Origin of the sequence: Mesorhizobium sp. M0207 (assembly GCF_040321995.1) — a bacterium.
Lineage (GTDB): Bacteria > Pseudomonadota > Alphaproteobacteria > Rhizobiales > Rhizobiaceae > Mesorhizobium.
Window position 1 is genome coordinate 677,560 of record NZ_JAMYSQ010000001.1, and the last position, 15,150, is coordinate 692,709.

Annotated in this window: 13 protein-coding genes; 5 read left to right on the forward strand and 8 right to left on the reverse strand. The window is 63.8% G+C overall.

Going from position 1 to position 15,150, the window contains the following annotated elements; translation table 11 throughout:
• Positions 1 to 22: 22 nt before the first annotated feature.
• The 4 genes from NKJ15_RS03165 to gcvA form a co-directional block, all read right to left on the reverse strand.
• Positions 23 to 1,327 carry an ABC transporter substrate-binding protein gene (locus tag NKJ15_RS03165; RefSeq protein ID WP_352615059.1) on the reverse strand — a complete coding sequence of 435 codons (1,305 nt, stop codon included), beginning with the start codon at positions 1,325 to 1,327 and terminating at the stop codon, positions 23 to 25.
• Positions 1,328 to 1,489: 162 nt separating this feature from the next.
• Positions 1,490 to 2,929 (reverse strand): hypothetical protein, encoded by a 1,440-nt coding sequence (locus NKJ15_RS03170; RefSeq protein ID WP_352814014.1) that lies wholly within the window; start codon positions 2,927 to 2,929, stop codon positions 1,490 to 1,492.
• Between the two features lie 163 nt (positions 2,930 to 3,092).
• Positions 3,093 to 4,397, reverse strand: a complete 1,305-nt coding sequence (pncB, locus tag NKJ15_RS03175) for a nicotinate phosphoribosyltransferase (protein WP_352472380.1) — start codon at positions 4,395 to 4,397, stop codon at positions 3,093 to 3,095.
• Positions 4,398 to 4,589: 192 nt separating this feature from the next.
• Positions 4,590 to 5,564, reverse strand: a complete 975-nt coding sequence (gcvA, locus tag NKJ15_RS03180) for a transcriptional regulator GcvA (RefSeq protein WP_352814015.1) — start codon at positions 5,562 to 5,564, stop codon at positions 4,590 to 4,592.
• A 183-nt stretch (positions 5,565 to 5,747) separates the two neighbouring features.
• Between gcvA and speB the strand changes: the two genes are divergently transcribed.
• The 4 genes from speB (at position 5,748) to NKJ15_RS03200 (ending at position 9,074) form a co-directional block, all read left to right on the forward strand.
• Complete coding sequence (gene speB / locus NKJ15_RS03185; protein WP_352814016.1) at positions 5,748 to 6,809, forward strand: agmatinase; 1,062 nt, start codon at positions 5,748 to 5,750, stop codon at positions 6,807 to 6,809.
• A 136-nt stretch (positions 6,810 to 6,945) separates the two neighbouring features.
• Positions 6,946 to 7,755, forward strand: coding sequence for a transporter substrate-binding domain-containing protein (locus tag NKJ15_RS03190; RefSeq protein ID WP_352472382.1), 810 nt, complete (start codon positions 6,946 to 6,948; stop codon positions 7,753 to 7,755).
• Positions 7,756 to 7,761: 6 nt separating this feature from the next.
• On the forward strand, positions 7,762 to 8,430 hold the full coding sequence (locus tag NKJ15_RS03195; RefSeq protein WP_352814017.1) for an amino acid ABC transporter permease: 669 nt from the start codon (positions 7,762 to 7,764) through the stop codon (positions 8,428 to 8,430).
• Positions 8,427 to 9,074, forward strand: a complete 648-nt coding sequence (locus NKJ15_RS03200) for an amino acid ABC transporter permease (RefSeq protein ID WP_352539924.1) — start codon at positions 8,427 to 8,429, stop codon at positions 9,072 to 9,074. Before NKJ15_RS03195 ends, NKJ15_RS03200 begins: the two co-directional genes overlap by 4 nt.
• 16 nt (positions 9,075 to 9,090) lie before the next feature.
• Here the strand turns inward: NKJ15_RS03200 and NKJ15_RS03205 are convergent, their stop codons facing one another.
• Positions 9,091 to 10,494 (reverse strand): MATE family efflux transporter, encoded by a 1,404-nt coding sequence (locus tag NKJ15_RS03205; RefSeq protein WP_352814018.1) that lies wholly within the window; start codon positions 10,492 to 10,494, stop codon positions 9,091 to 9,093.
• A gap of 233 nt (positions 10,495 to 10,727) precedes the next feature.
• Here NKJ15_RS03205 and NKJ15_RS03210 point away from each other — a divergent pair, with 233 nt between their 5' ends.
• Positions 10,728 to 11,309 (forward strand): histidine phosphatase family protein, encoded by a 582-nt coding sequence (locus NKJ15_RS03210; protein ID WP_352615148.1) that lies wholly within the window; start codon positions 10,728 to 10,730, stop codon positions 11,307 to 11,309.
• A gap of 13 nt (positions 11,310 to 11,322) precedes the next feature.
• On the opposite strand, the gene NKJ15_RS03215 is transcribed toward NKJ15_RS03210, so the two are convergent.
• The 3 genes from NKJ15_RS03215 to NKJ15_RS03225 are packed head-to-tail and all read right to left on the reverse strand — an operon-like array spanning position 11,323 to position 15,083.
• Positions 11,323 to 12,909, reverse strand: coding sequence for an FGGY-family carbohydrate kinase (locus NKJ15_RS03215; protein WP_352769565.1), 1,587 nt, complete (start codon positions 12,907 to 12,909; stop codon positions 11,323 to 11,325).
• Positions 12,906 to 13,589 carry an HAD family hydrolase gene (locus tag NKJ15_RS03220; RefSeq protein ID WP_352814020.1) on the reverse strand — a complete coding sequence of 228 codons (684 nt, stop codon included), beginning with the start codon at positions 13,587 to 13,589 and terminating at the stop codon, positions 12,906 to 12,908. The genes NKJ15_RS03215 and NKJ15_RS03220 overlap by 4 nt, the downstream gene beginning before the upstream one ends.
• Positions 13,590 to 13,604: 15 nt before the next feature.
• Positions 13,605 to 15,083: a mannitol dehydrogenase family protein gene (locus NKJ15_RS03225; protein ID WP_352814022.1), complete on the reverse strand. Its 1,479-nt coding sequence runs from the start codon at positions 15,081 to 15,083 to the stop codon at positions 13,605 to 13,607.
• Between the last annotated feature and the right edge of the window lie 67 nt (positions 15,084 to 15,150).

Below are 15,150 nucleotides of genomic sequence, written 5' to 3' on the forward strand. Positions count from 1 at the left end.
ACGCTTGCTGCAGCAGCCAAGCTCACAGCGTCTGCGTCGTGTAATCCCCCTCAGGCTCGTAGAGGCCGTCCTCGATCTTGGTCTTGTGGACGACATTCAGCCGGCCGCCTTCGACCTTGGAGATGTTCTGGATGCCAAAGCACTGGTGGATCTTGCCGTTGAAGGTTTTCGGCCCCTGCGGATGCTCCGGCCCCTCGGCGAACTCGGTCAACGCCTCGGTCGCCTCGACCAGCTTGGCGCGGTCTTCCGGGCCCTTGTAGCCGGCATCCTCCATCGCCTTCTTGACGACGTAGAGCGTTTCCCAGCAGCCGAACATATGCGCGGCGGTGGAGACGTCCTTGGGGTCGCCGACGGCGGCACCATTGTCGTCGATGCCGACGGCGGCGCGGTAGGCTTTCTGCGCAGGGGAGTCATCGGGCTGCGCATAACGCGGCGAGCCTTCCCAGAAATGGCTGCCGTCGAGGAATTCGAGGCCGGGGCTGTTGATGTCGGTGGCTTCGAGCGAATCGATGAAGCCGAACAATTGCGGCCGATTGGAGCCGTAGAACTCGCCGAGCTCCTTGACGAAGGTGAGCACCGCCGGGCCGACCATGACGTGGTAGATCACCTCGGTCTCCGCGGGGATCTGCGGGAAATATTTAGTGAAGGAGGATTCCGTCGGGGGGATGGCGATCTGGGCGATAACCTCGGCGCCTTGCGCTTTCAGGGCCGGCGGCAGGTAGTCGCGATGGTCGTAGCCGAAGGCGAAATCGGGAAATATCTGCGTCACCTTCTTGCCGGCATTGGCGGCAATCCACGGCGCCATCGACTGGATCTGGCTCTTCACATCGGTGATGCCGGGCTGGAAGACGTAGCGGTTCAATTTGGTCGATGCGACATGGTGGCCTTCGCTGACAACAAAATAGGGCATCTTGGCCTCGCCGGCGGCCGGCGCCGAGCCGATGACGACATGCGAAAACAGCGTGCCGTAGACGATATCGGTCTTGTGCTGAGACGCGAACTTGCCGACGACTTCGGCGCCCCGGCTGGGATCGGTGCCGTCATCCTCGATGATCACCTCGACGGGTCGGCCGTTGATGCCGCCGGCATCGTTGATCGCCTTGACGGCAGCCGCTGTGGTCTTCTCGTACCAGCGGCCATAGGCGGCGCCGATGCCGGTGCGGTGCGACTGGAAGCCGATCTTGATCGGCGCCGAGCTCTGCGCCTGGCTGTAACGCACGAAACCCGGCGCGACGGCAAGACCGGCGCCGGCGGCAAGGCCCTTCAGCGCCGTGCGGCGGGTGAGAGCGGATCTGGAGAGATCGAAAAACCCATTCTTGTCAGTCACGGCAGTTCCCCTTGTTTTTGAGCTTTGACCAATGGCTGTAGCAGGCAGGCCACTCTTGTTAAGAGGGGCGAAAATTGCATGTGTACAAACTAAATCACCAAAGCTCTGACGTGGCAAGCGAGCTTTCCCCAAGGTTCGATTGACGGCCATCGCACACCTCGTTCATCCGGCGCTCGGCGTCGCAAGCAGCCATAGGCCGAGGACGGTGTAGGCGATCATCAGCACGGTGAGCGGGAACTGGCTGAGCGCGGCGCGAGCCGGAATGGCGTGCAGCCGCCAGGCCAAGCCATGGGCGACAAGCACAGCAAGCATGTGGCCGCCAATGATGACGCCGGCCTGGAGGTTCCACAGCCACCACGCCGAGCCGGCGCCGGCGACAACGCCGGCTTCAATTGACATGTCTGCGGTACCGAACAGGTTCCAGCCAAACGCAAACGGGTCGGAGAGAGCGGCAATTGCATATTGGCCGTCGACCAGCAGCGCCGTCAGATAATGCGCGAAGTGGTAGGCGAGCGCGATCGGTACGATCGACCAGGCCAAAAGCCCGGCGGCGTGACCGAGCGAATGGTTGCTGCCGGCAAGGTGCTGGCCAAGAAAGACGGCTAGCGCGAACACGGCCGCAAGCACGGCAAAGCTCAGCACAAGACCGAAACTGCCGATGCCGATCAAAGCGGTGCGTCCAGGAAACTCCAGCGGATTGATGCCGAACCAGCCTAGCCAGAAGAAGGTTTTCGACAGGCCGTCGAAGGACACAGACGACAGCGCAAGCAGCAGGAAAGCGACGCCGCTGAGCGGTAGCGGCGCGCCACCGAGCAGCTTGGCACCCGGCCAGCAGAGTTTGAGCCGGCCGTCTTCGTTGCGCTCGATGATGGCGAAGTGCGCTACCATGGAAAAGAACACCGTCAGGAACTCACCGCGCAGGCTCCAGTCGCGGTATCCGACGACCTGCATAGCGGCAAAGGTCAGCAGCCAATAGGCGCCGGCGGCCCAGGCCAGCCGCGCCGGATCGTCTGGCGCAGGGTCGATCAGCTCGAACCAGGCGAAGGCGAAGAACAGCAGGAAAGCCGGCCAATAGCCGAGCCGTTGGGGGAGCAGATTCGGCTGCGTTCTGCCGGACAGGCGCGAGGCGACGCGGCATGGCCCGTACCAGGGGTTGAGCCACGACCAGAGATCGCCGGCGAGCCCCTGCAACAGAGCCAGGCCAACCCAGAGCAGCGTCCACACGGTCAGCGGCAGCGGATTGGAAAGCGGATCGCGGCTGCCGAACAGGCCGGCGGCAATCAGAATTGCAAAGCCGGCAAAGGATACCAGGCTGACGGCAGTCCGCGCGCCGTCGCCGAAGGTAAAAAGCGGCAGGCGTTTGCGCCAGAAGCGGTCGAGGGAGTCCGGCGGCAGTAGAGCCAGGACAAGGAAGCTGGCGGCAACCGCGAGCGCGCCACCGACGACGTAGTAGCCGGTGGGAAGCAGCAGGACATGGCCGCGGTCGGAGGCGTGGGCGAAGGCGGGCGTGGATGGGAATGCCAAGGAAGCGACGAGGCCGGGAAAGGGCCTGATTGCCGAAATGCAGCGCTCTACAGCGCCCCCCTCTGTCCTGCCGGACATCTCAAGCGGGGAGATCGGCGGTTCCGCCGTCGGCTCTCCTTCTGCAACTTCAGCAATTGGCGAAAGCAGCAATGAGGGCGCAATCTCCCCCCTCGCGGGGGAGATGTCCGGCAGGACAGAGGGGGGCGCGAAGGAACTCATGCTGCGCAAGAGTTCCCCTACTTCACACCTTCACCAACTGCTCCACGCGGTCCTTCTGGCCGAAGATGCGCAAATAGCGCTCGATCTCTTTCTCGTCGCCAGTCGACTTGGCCGGATTGTCGGAAAGCTTGACCGCCGGCCTGCCGTTGGCTTCGGTGACCTTGCAGACCAGCGAGATGGCGTCTAGCCGGTTGGTCTCGGTCGGCGCGCAGCCCTCGAAATCGTTGGTCAGGTTGGTGCCCCAGCCGAAGGACATGCGCACCTTGCCGCGGAAATGGCGATAGGTTTCCTCGATGGTCTCGACCTCCAGCCCATCCGAGAAGATGAGCAGCTTCTGCTTGGGGTCCTTGCCCTTTTCGCGCCACCAGGAAATGATTTTCTCGCCGCCTTCGATCGGCGGCGCGCTGTCGGGGCGGAAGCCGGTCCAGTCGGCGACCCAGTCCGGTGCATCGCGCAGGAACGCCGCGGTGCCGAAGGTGTCCGGCAGTACGATCAGCAGGTTGCCGCCGTAGTAGCGCTGCCAGTCCTGCAGCACGTTGTAGGGCGACCGTTTCAATTCCTTTTCCGAATTGGTGAGCGCGGCGAACACCATCGGCAGCTCATGCGCGTTGGTGCCGAGCGCCTCGAGATCGTTGTCCATGGCGAGCAGCACGTTGGAGGTGCCAGTGAAGGCCTCGCCGATGCCCTCCTTCAACGCTTCGACGCACCAGCGCTGCCACAGGAAGGAATGACGGCGGCGGGTGCCGAAATCCGAGATGCGGATGCCGGGCAGCGCCTTCAGCCGCTCGGTCTTGGCCCACATCTTGGCCTTGGCGCGGGCATAGAGCACGTCGAGCGCGAACGGCCCGAACGCCCGCATGGCCGCGCGAGATCGAAGTTCATTGATAATTGCCAGCGCCGGGATCTCCCACAGCGTCGTGTACATCCACGGACCGCTGAAGGCGAGTTCGTATTGGCCGTCGCGCTTGGAAAGCTCGTATTCGGGCAGCCGGAAATTTTCCAGCCAGGCGAGGAATTCCGGTTCGAATATCTGCTTGCGGCCATAGAAGGTGTTGCCGCCGAGCCAGATCATCTCTTTCTTAGAGAAGCGCAAGGTGCGGGCATGGTCGAGCTGCTCGCGCAGCTCCGTCTCATCGATCTCCTCGGCAAGGCGGACCGAGGTGGTGCGGTTGATCAGCGAGAAGGTGGCGTCGACCTTGGGATACATGCCCCAGATCATCTGCAGCATCAGAAGCTTGTAGAAATCGGTGTCGAGCAAGCTGCGGACGATCGGGTCGAGCTTCCAGGTGTGATTGTAGACGCGCCGCGCTATATCGGTCTTTGCCATCGCTTAATGCGCCTTCGTTGCTCGCTCTAGCTTTTGTCTAGCGCAATTCCGGACGGAAAACCGCTGCGCACTTTTCCTGGAATTGCTCCAAATGCCTCTTAGCATCGAATTTTTGAACGCGCCTCCCGCTTTGCGGGCTGGCCCGACAAAAAGAAGCCCCTGCTGCAAGCGGCGCCTACGGCAGTTTCCGCCTCAGGATGCGGTCTTGGCGCCGACCACCTTGAGCGCCGGACGTTTGCGGCGAATGCCGATGCGGCCTGCCACCGGTGCGTCAGCGCGGCGGTCGGCCTGTTCTTTCTCGGCAAACAGCCAGTCGATCAACAATTGCACGATCGGCGCCGACCGCATCTCGTTGCGGCAGACGACGTAGAAATCGTCGACGGCCGGCACGGAAAGACTGAACGGGGCGACAAGCAGGCCCCTGGCGAGCAGTCCGCTTGCCGTCACCGTATCGCCGAGCGCCACGCCATGGCCGTGAACCGCGGCCTCGGTCGCCATCCGCGCATCGCCGAGATGATGGCGACGGCCGCGCTCGAGGTCCAGTGCGTCGGCGGCGGCCAGCCAGGTATGCCATTCGCGGCCGTCGTCGCCATGCAGGAAGACGTGATCGGCGAGGTCGCGGACGGTGCGGATCGGGCGGTTGTTGATCAGCGTCGGGCTGACCACCGGGAACAGTTCGAGGCCCGACCATTTGCGCATCCAGCAGTCGGTCCAGCTGCCGTCACCATAGTGCACGCAGACATCGATGTGCGGTGCGCGGACGTCCTTGGCATCATTGGATGGGATCAGCGTCAGCCTGATATCCGGATATTGCGAGGTGAAGCTGCCCAGCCGCGGGATCATCCACAGCAACAGTAGCGCCGGCACGCAGGATACAGAGAGAACGCCGGTGCTGGCCGGTCTCGTCATGCGCTGCGTGGCGGCGGCAATGCCGTCGAAGGCGGTCGACACCGCCGGCAGCAACTCGGCGCCGTGCGGCGTCAGCTTCACCCGCTGACCGGCACGCTCGAACAGCTTGACACCCAACGATTGCTCGAGCGCCTTGATCTGATGGCTGATGGCGCCGTGGGTGACGTTGAGCTCAGCCGCCGCCTTGCTCAGCGAGGCGTGGCGCGCCGTCGCCTCGAAGGCGCGCAGCGGGTTGAGCGGTGGCAAACGCTTGGCCATTTGGACCCTGGGCTCTGTGAGATTTTCTCACAGATAACACACTAACAATATCAATTGATTTTTCAATGCAGCTACGGGACACTTTGCCCAGGCATTGCATCAAGACGTGAAATCTGCACGCAGCCGGCGGCTGCGGCTATCGAGGCCGCCGCCCGCGCGCCGCACCAGCCATGGAGGACCGACATGGGTTACGACCGCGGCAAGCTCGAAGCATTGCGCCGCAAATACGGCGAGAGCCATGGCGGCGAAATGTTCGACCCGAAATTCCAGCGTGTCGCCGACAAGATCTTCTCCAAGACCGGCACGCGACTGGCGCCCTATTCCGGCATCCCGACCTTCCTCGCGGCGCCCTATCGTGAAATCGCCGCCGACAATCCGGATTTCGGCGATCTGCAGGTGGCGATGATCGGTGTGCCGATGGATCTGGGCGTCACCAACCGGCCGGGCGCCCGTTTCGGGCCAAGGGCGTTGCGCGCCATCGAGCGCATCGGCCCCTACAATCATGTGCTGGAATGCGCACCGACGCATGAGCTGAAGGTCGCCGACATCGGCGACGTGCCGTTCCAGAGCGGCTACCGGCTGGAGACCAGCCATGACGACATCGAACGCCGCACCAACCAGATCGTCGACGCCGGCGTCCTGCCCTTGTCTGTCGGCGGCGACCATTCGATCAGCCACCCGATCCTGAAGGCGGTCGGCAAGAAGGCGCCGGTGGGCATGATCCATATCGACGCTCATTGCGATACCAGCGGCCTGTTCGACATGACCAAGTTCCACCATGGCGGGCCGTTCCGCAACGCGGTGCTGGACGGCGTGCTCGACCCGAGCCGCACCATCCAGATCGGCATTCGCGGCTCGGCCGAATATCTGTGGGAGTTCACCTATGAGTCCGGCATGACCGTCGTGCATGCCGAAGAGGTGACCGGCCTCGGCATTCCCGCCATTATCGAGAAGGCGCGCAGGATAGTCGGCGACGGCCCGACCTATGTCTCCTTCGACATTGACAGCATCGATCCGGCCTTCGCGCCGGGCACCGGCACACCGGAAGTCGGCGGGCTGACGACGCGCGAAGTGCTCGAGCTGCTGCGCGGCCTGAAGGGACTCAACATCGTCGGCGGCGACGTGGTCGAGGTGGCACCGCAGTACGACGCGACCACCAACACGGCGCACGCCGGCGCGCAGGTGCTGTTCGAGATCCTCAGCCTGATGGTCTTCAGCCCGGCAATCACCGGCAAGGCGGGCTGACACGCTCGACCATGATCCCGAAAGTGGGAACTGGTTTTCGGAGAAGATCATGGTCCACCAGAGAATCCAAAGGCGACCGCCGCGCTGGAGCCGGCGGTTGCACTCAAACAAACAAGCTTCCAGCAGGGGAATGACAATGACACTTCACATGAAACTCAAATCGTCCATCGCCGCCGTGCTGATGCTCGGCGCGACCGGTTTTGCTTTCACCACGCAGGCCGTCAATGCCGACGCGATCGACGACATCGCCAAGGCCGGCGCCATCAATGTCGGCATCTTTTCCGACTTCCCGCCCTTCTCCTCGGCCAGCGCCGACATGAGCATCAAGGGCTACGACATCGACGTGGCGCAATCCATCGCCGACCAGCTCAAGGTCAAGCTCAATCTGGTCAGCGTGACCGGCCAGAACCGCATTCCGTACCTGACCGACAAGCGCGTCGACCTGCTGATGAGCGTCGGCTACTCCAAGGAGCGAGAGCAGGTAATCGATTTCGCCGCCGCCTACGCACCCTACTACATCGCCGTCATCGGCCCGGCAGCACTCTCGGTCAAAGGCAAGGAAGACCTTGCCGACAAGTCGATCGCCGTCAATCGCGGCACGCTGGAGGACACCTCGCTGACCGAGGCGGCACCCGCCTCGGCCGACATCCGCCGTTTCGACAACTATAATTCCGTCATCCAGGCGTTCATCTCGGGCCAGACCCAACTGATGGTGGTCGGCAACGATGTCGGCGCCCAGGTGCTCGCCCGGCAGGAGGAACTGAAGCCGGAGCAGAAATTCCAGCTTCTCACCTCGCCCTCGCATATCGGCCTCAACAAGAAGGAAGACCGCCTCAAGCAAGCGGTCAACGATGCGGTCGCCAAGATGCTGGCCGACGGCAAACTGGACGAAAGCTCGAAGGCCTGGCTGAAGACACCGCTCGATCCCGCCAATCTCAAGGATTGACGGCCAGTGACCTATAGCCTCGACTTCGGCTGGCTTGCCGGGGCGACAGGCGCAATCGCGCGCGGCGCGGCCACGACGATCCTGCTGATCACTGTCACCACGCTGGCGGGAACGTTGCTCAGCATCCTCGGCGCGGCAGGGCGGCGGAACGGTCCGCTGCTGCTCAAGCGGGCGATCGGCGTCTATGTCGAGGTGATCCGCAACACGCCGTTCCTGGTGCAGCTGTTCTTCATCTTCTTCGGGCTGCCCAGCATCGGCGTCAGGCTCGATCCGGTGCTGGCAGCCATGTTGGCGATGACGCTCAACATGGCCGCCTACACGATCGAGATCGTTGGCGCCGGGCTCGACGCGGTGCCGCCCGGGCAGACGGAAGCGGCACTGGCGCTTGGGCTCAGGCCGCGCCAGGTCTTCATCAAGATCGTGCTGCCGCAGGCGCTCAAGGTGATCTATCCGGCGCTGACCAGCCAGATCGTCATCATGATGCTGGAATCCGCCGTGGTGTCGCAGATCGCGGTGCGCGAGCTGACGTATGAAGCCGACATGCTGCAGGCGCGCACGTTCCGGGCTTTCGAGACCTATTTCGTGGTGACGATGGTCTACCTCGCCCTGTCGATTGGGCTGCGCCGGCTGCTGGTCGGCGGCGGCCGCCGGCTTCTCGGAGCCGGCGTGTCATGATCGAATTCACCTTCTGGGACATTCTGCGCAACCTGCTGCTGGCGGCGCGCTGGACGGTGCTCTTGTCGCTGGCCGCGTTTGTCGGCGGGGCCGTGGTCGGCATGATCGTGCTGTTCTTCCGGATCGCCAAGAATAAATGGGCGCGCCGGTTTGCCTCCGGCTACATCGCGCTTTTCCAGGGCACGCCGCTGCTGATGCAGCTCTTCCTGATGTTCTTCGGCTTGCCGATGCTGGGCCTGCGCATCGAGCCGTGGACCGCGGCGGTGCTTGGCCTGACCTTCTTCGCCAGCGCCTATCTCGCCGAGATCTGGCGCGGCGGCGTCGATGCGCTGCCGCGCGGCCAGTGGGACGCCGGCGCCAGCCTCGGCCTGCACTATCTGCATGAACTCCGGCTGATCATCCTGCCGCAGGCGTTTTCGATCACCCGCGCACCGACCGTCGGCTTCCTGGTGCAGCTGATCAAGTCGACCGCGCTGACCTCGATCATCGGTTTCGAGGAGCTGGTGAGGACATCCAACGCGATCAACAATGCGACCTTCGAACCGTTCAAAGTCTATGGGCTGGTAGCGCTGATCTTCTTCGTCATGTGCTTTCCGCTGACGCAATACGCACGTTCGCTCGAGCAGCGGGCGGCGGCCCGCTGAGCGGGCGACCAGCAATTCAACGCCCGAATACCAGCGGCGGCGCGATCCTGTCACGCCGCAGCCAGCGCACCAGCAGGAGTGCCGCAACCACCGCCAGTCCCGACGACAGGCCGATCCAGATGCCGACGCCGTTGAAGCCGAAACGAAAGGCCAGCAGCACGCCGAGCGGCAGCCCGATGCCCCAATAGCCGATCGCGGCATAGATCATCGGCACCTTGGTGTCGTGCAGGCCGCGCAGCATGCCGCTGGCGACCGCCTGCGCACCGTCAAAAACCTGGAACAGCGCAGCAAAGGCGAGGAACGAGACGGCAAGCGCCACCACCTCGGCATTAGCCGGATTGCCCAGATCGATGAAGGCGCCGATCAAGAGATGCGGCCACAGGATCATCACTAGCCCCATCAGCGCCATGAAGGAGACACCGACGACATAGGCGGTCCAGCCAGCCCGGCTGACACCTTCCGGATTGCCGGCGCCGTGGGCAAGTCCGACGCGCACCGTCACCGCCTGGTTGAGGCCGAGCGGCACCATGAAGGTGATCGAGGCGATCTGGATGGCGATCGCATGGGCGGCAAGCGAAGCCGCATCGATCAGGCCCATGAGAAAGGCGGCCGCGTTGAAGATCGTCACCTCGAACGCCAGCAGGCCGGCGATCGGCAGGCCGAGCCGCAGCAGGCCCTTGAAGCGCGGCCAGTCGGCGCGCCAGAAGCGTCCGAACAGACGATAGCGCCGGAACTTCTTCTCAAGCATCACCACCATCGCCATGCCGGCGAACATCAGCGTGCTGGACAGAGTGGTGGCAAGGCCGGAGCCGGCGATGCCCATCGAAGGGATGCCGAGATTGCCGAACATGAACAGCCAGTTGAAGAAGGCATTGCAGGCGACGGCAACGAAAACGATGATCAGTGCCCAGCCCGGCCGCTCCAGCGCCGAAATGAACGAGCGCAGGACGATGTAGCCGAAAAAGGGCAGCACCGCCCATTCGAGCCAGCGCAGATAGATGCCGGCCTGGTGCGCCAACGCCGGTTCCTGACCCATGGCCAGCAACACGCTCTCGCCGTGCCAGAGAAGGGCCCATATCGGAATGCAAATGAGGATCGCCAGCCACAGACCCTGGCGCACGGTGCGGCGCAGGTCGCGCACCGAGTGCCGACGGCGGCCGAGCTCGGTCGCCATCATCGGCGAGGTCGCCAGCATCAGGCCGAGCCCGAAGATGAGCGGCATGAAGTAGAGGTTGGCACCAAGCGCACCACTGGCCAGCGTGTCCGGCCCCAGCCGTCCCATCATCATGACGTCGGTAGCGGTCATCGCGGTCTGGCCGAGATTGGTCAGCACCATCGGCCAGGCGAGCGCCAGCATCGCCCTGATTTCCCGACGCCAAAGGTTTTCCGGCGCGCGAGCGTCGGCTTCGATCGCAGACATTCTAGTTTTCCGCCTATCCGATTGCGGCACGTCGGCAAGAGCCGGAAGCCGCGTCTCAGCGCGGAAAACGGCCATGATCGGCCGGATTCCGCATTACGGCGAGTTTGTCTATGAAATAGGCACCGGTGGCAAGAGGCTGACTTGCGGAAGGGTTAAGCCAGTCAGCTCCATGCAGGCTGTTGGAGAGGCTATGGAAGCCGCTATGGTCGCGGCAGATCCATTTGAAAGGCAGCCTGATGAGCACGTTTCCCGAAATCTATCTGGTTCGGCATGGCGAGACGGAATGGAGTGCGTCCGGAAAACATACCGGCCGAACCGACATACCGCTGACGCCGGTCGGCGAGGAAGCGGCAAGGCGGATCGCTGAGCGGCTCAAGGGCCTGTCCTTCTCGGCGGTGTGGTCGAGCCCGTCGCAGCGCGCCTTCAACACCTGTGCGCTGGCCGGCTTCGGCTCGTCAGGCGTGAAGAAGGACGATCTGGCGGAGTGGGATTATGGTGCCTATGAGGGATTGACCACCAAGCAAATCCTCGCCGAGCGCCCCGGCTGGCGTCTTTTTCGCGACGGCTGCCCGAGCGGCGAGTCCGCCACGGATGTCGGCTCGAGGGCGGACCGGATCGTCAGCCGGTTGCGCGAGGTCGGCAGCAATGTCCTGGTCTTCTCAAGCTCGCATTTCCTTAGAGTGCTGGCCGCACGCTGGCTCGGCCTGCCGCCGCAAGCCGGCGCGTTTTTCGTGCTGGATACCGCCAGCATAAGCGTGCTCGGTTATGAGCACGACCTTGACGAGCCGGTCATCCGGCGCTGGAACCAGAGATAGCAACCGATCCGATTTATCGGATCGCGTCCAGCGCCTGCCTTTGCCTGTGCATTTCGAGAAACACGCGGTAGTCGCGATCGAACCGGCCGGCGGCAGCCGGATTGGGCTCTCGCGTCCTGCCGCCCTGTTGCATGGCGACGCAGGCAGCGTTCAAATCGGGAAAAAGCCTAGCCGCGGTGGCGGCAATCATGCCGGTGCCGAGCAGCACCGCCTCGTCCGCCAGCGGCTCGACCACCGTGCAGCCGGTGGCATCGGCATAGAGCTCCATCAACAGCGGGTTCTTGGTGTGGCCGCCGGTGACGTGCAGCGTGTCGATCAGATAGCCGTTCTCGTTCAGCGCTTCCAGCACATGACGGACGCCAAGCGCGACGCTGACGGCGGTGCGCCAGTAGAGCTTGCACAGACTGTCGAAGGAGGCATCCAGCGTCAGCCCGCTGATGACGCCGACGGCATGCGGGTCGGCGAGCGGCGAGCGGTTGCCGTGAAAATCGGGCAGTACGTGCAGCCTTGCGGCGAGGTTGTCGCCCTCGGCGGCGCGCAGCTCGGCGACGCGGCGGGCAATTCTGGCATGCATGGCGGCATCCGGCTCGCCGCCAGCGCCATGCCAGCGGATGATGTGGTCGAGCAGCGCGCCGGTGGCCGACTGGCCACCTTCCGACAGCCACAGGCCGGGAAGGGCTGCGCCATAATATGGGCCCCAGACACCGGCGAAAGGCTGCGGATCGGTCGACATCGCCATGACGCAGCTCGACGTACCGGCAATCAGGGCCAGATGGCGACCGATGTTCGTTGCGTCACCGGCGAAACCGCCGAGCACGCCAAGCGCGCCGGCATAGGCATCGATGACGCCGGCGCCGACCCGGCATTTTTCGGTGAGGCCAAGCTCCGTCGCGGCTTGCGCGCCGAGCGGGCCGATATCGGCACCGACCGGGCTTGCCTTTTCCGGCAGGTTGCCGTGCTCAAAGATATCGCCGAGCCCGACGGCTTCGAAGAAGTCGCGCCGCCAGCCGGTCGCTTCATGGGCTAGATAGGTCCATTTGGCGGTCAGCGTGCATTGTGAACGGGAGAGCGAGCCGCTTGCCTTCCAGGTGAGGAAGTCGGTGAGGTCGAATAGATAGCCGGCTTCGTTCCATGTTCCGGGCAGGTTGCGCTTCAGCCACATCAGCTTCGGCGTCTCCATTTCCGGCGACATGACGCCGCCGATATAGTCGAGCACAGCGTGGCCGCTTTCAGTGCATTCGTCGGCCTCGGCAATTGCGCGATGGTCGAGCCAGACAATGGTATCCCAGCGCCTTTCACCAGTGACGGACACGCTGAGCTGGCCGCCATGCCGGTCTCGCACCACCAGCGAGCAGGTGGCATCAAAGGAGATGCCGACGATATCCTCGGCCCGCACGCCCGCCTTTTCGCGGGCAGCGCGGACGGCCATGCACACCGCCGACCATATATCCTGCGAATCGTGCTCGGCATGATCGGCCTTCGGCTGTTGCATGGCGATCGGGTGCTCGGCGCGGCCGAGCAAGGCGCCACCGGTGTCGAGAATGCCGGCACGAGCGCTTCCGGTGCCGACATCGACCGCGCAAACGAAACTGTTGGTCAAGGTGTTCTTGCTCTCGCTCCCAGGCCTGCAATCAGATCGGGCAATTGCAGCATGTCAGCGAATATAAAGTCCGGCTCACTCGACGCAAGCCGCGCTTTCAATGCCGGGTTGCCGGTGTGCGAGCCGCCGGTGAAGGCAAGGACGCGCATGCCGGCCGCCCGCGCCGCTTCGATGCCGGCCGGGCTGTCCTCGACGACGAGGCAGTTTCGCGGGGCCGCTCTCATTTTATCTGCTGCATGGAGAAAGAGATCGGGCGCCGGTTTGCCCCGCGCCACCATGGCGGCGCTGAACAAATGCGGCTCCAGCAGCCCAAGCAACCCGGTGACGTCGAGCGCATAGCGGATGCGTTCCAGGGTGCCGGAGGAGGCGACGCAGCACGGTACGCCGAGCCTCGGCAGGACCTGTGCGATACCTGGCATCGGTTTCAGCTCATCGCGGAATCTGCGCATCAGTTCGGAGCGCATCTCGGTCAGATGCTGCTCGGTGAGATCGAGCCCGAAGTCGCTTGCGAGGATTTCGCGGACGCTCTTCATGCTCTTGCCGAGGAAGTGCTCGTAGGCAATGTCCTCGCTGACGTTGCCACCGGCAAGCGCGATCATCTTCAGCAATGCCGAGACGGACAGCATCTCACTGTCCACCAGCACGCCGTCACAGTCGAAAATGACCAGTTCAGGCGTCATCGCGCTGGATCGGCTTCAGAGGTCGCCGGCGAGATAGCGCGTCAGTGTCGCGCGCGCGCCGTCCGCCCACAGCAGTCTCAGCGCTTGGCCGAAGGCTTCAGCGAACGGCGGCGAGCGGCCGACATCGCCATAGATGTCCTCCATGGCAAGCCAGGCGGCAGGCATGTCCCTGGCCGCCTTGGCCGTCGCCTGCAACCGGCCCCAGTTCGGGTCGTTGGGCTCGGTGACGGCACCGGAATCCGTCGTGCCGAAGCAGTAGCGACACCAGAGCGCCGATTCCAGCGCAAGGCCGGTGACACTTTTGCCAGCCTTCAGCCGGTCGGCGATGGTCGGGATGATGAATTTCGGCTGGCGGTTGGAGCCGTCGAGGCAAAGCCGGCGTATGGTGTCGCCGATCTTCGGATTGGAGAAGCGGTGCTCGATGAGCTGGTAGTAATCTTCGAGGTCGGTGTCCGGAACCGGCGGCACGGTCGGGATGATTTCGTCATGCTCGAGCTTGTCGAGGAAGCCGCGTACCAGCGGCTCCTGCATCGCCTCATGGACGAAATGGATGTCCATCAGCCCGGCCGGATAGGCGATGGTCGCATGGCCGCCATTGAGGATGCGGATCTTCATCAGCTCATAGGGCGCGACGTCGCTGACGAACTGCACGCCGACTTTTTCCAGCGGCGGGCGGCCGTCGGTGAAACGGTCCTCCAGCACCCATTGCTTGAACGGTTCGCAAAACACCGGCCAATTGTCGTCGAGGCCGAACTCGCTGGAGAGAATGCCGCGCTCGCGGTCGGTGGTGGCCGGCGTGATGCGGTCGACCATGCCATTGGGAAAGGTAACGTTCTCGCTCACCCAGTTTGCCAAACCTTCGTCGATCAGCCGCGCAAGGCCGATGACGCCATCTGAGGTGACGTGGCCGTTATGGGGAATGTTGTCGCAGGACATGATTGTGAAGGGCACGATACCGTCGGCGCGGCGGCGCAGCAGCCCGGCGAGAACGAGGCCGAAGACGGTCTTCGGCGTCGCCCCCGGCTCAGCGTCGGCAACGATGTCGGGATGTGTCGGATTGAAGACGCCGGATGCCGGATCGATGAAATAGCCGCCCTCGGTTATGGTCAGGGAGACGATCTTGATCGCCGGATCGGCAAGCCGCTCGACGATTGCGGCCGCATCGCCCGGCACCAGGAAGTCGATCATGACGCCAGTGACGCGCGCGCTCATATGGCCGCTGTCCTGCTCGACCACGGTGGTCAGCCAGTCCTGCTCCTGCAACTTGCCGCGGCCGACCTTCTCGCCTTCGAAGACGCCGGCGCCGACAATGGCCCAGTCGTGGCCGACACCCGAATTGAACAGGTCGTCGAGATAGACGGCCTGGTGCGAGCGATGGAAATTGCCGACGCCGAAATGCACGATGCCGGCCTTGAGCGCGGCGCGATCGTATTTCGGGCCGGCGACCTTGGGCGGCAGCTTGGCGAGGATGGAAGAAGAGAGTTTCACGGTCATCTGCTTTACCCTTTAGCGGGACGGCTCTTCCCCCCGTGGAGGAGACGGGGGGAAGAGCGCCTTCGCC

Bases quoted from the DNA above. Each gene is read 5' to 3' on its own strand.
- NKJ15_RS03190 (WP_352472382.1), top strand. From the start codon at position 6,946: ATGACACTTCACATGAAACTCAAATCGTCCATCGCCGCCGTGCTGATG.
- NKJ15_RS03225 (WP_352814022.1), bottom strand. From the start codon at position 15,083: ATGACCGTGAAACTCTCTTCTTCCATCCTCGCCAAGCTGCCGCCCAAG.
- NKJ15_RS03200 (WP_352539924.1), top strand. From the start codon at position 8,427: ATGATCGAATTCACCTTCTGGGACATTCTGCGCAACCTGCTGCTGGCG.
- gcvA (WP_352814015.1), bottom strand. From the start codon at position 5,564: ATGGCCAAGCGTTTGCCACCGCTCAACCCGCTGCGCGCCTTCGAGGCG.
- NKJ15_RS03205 (WP_352814018.1), bottom strand. From the start codon at position 10,494: ATGTCTGCGATCGAAGCCGACGCTCGCGCGCCGGAAAACCTTTGGCGT.
- NKJ15_RS03220 (WP_352814020.1), bottom strand. From the start codon at position 13,589: ATGACGCCTGAACTGGTCATTTTCGACTGTGACGGCGTGCTGGTGGAC.
- pncB (WP_352472380.1), bottom strand. From the start codon at position 4,397: ATGGCAAAGACCGATATAGCGCGGCGCGTCTACAATCACACCTGGAAG.
- speB (WP_352814016.1), top strand. From the start codon at position 5,748: ATGGGTTACGACCGCGGCAAGCTCGAAGCATTGCGCCGCAAATACGGC.
- NKJ15_RS03170 (WP_352814014.1), bottom strand. From the start codon at position 2,929: ATGTCCGGCAGGACAGAGGGGGGCGCTGTAGAGCGCTGCATTTCGGCA.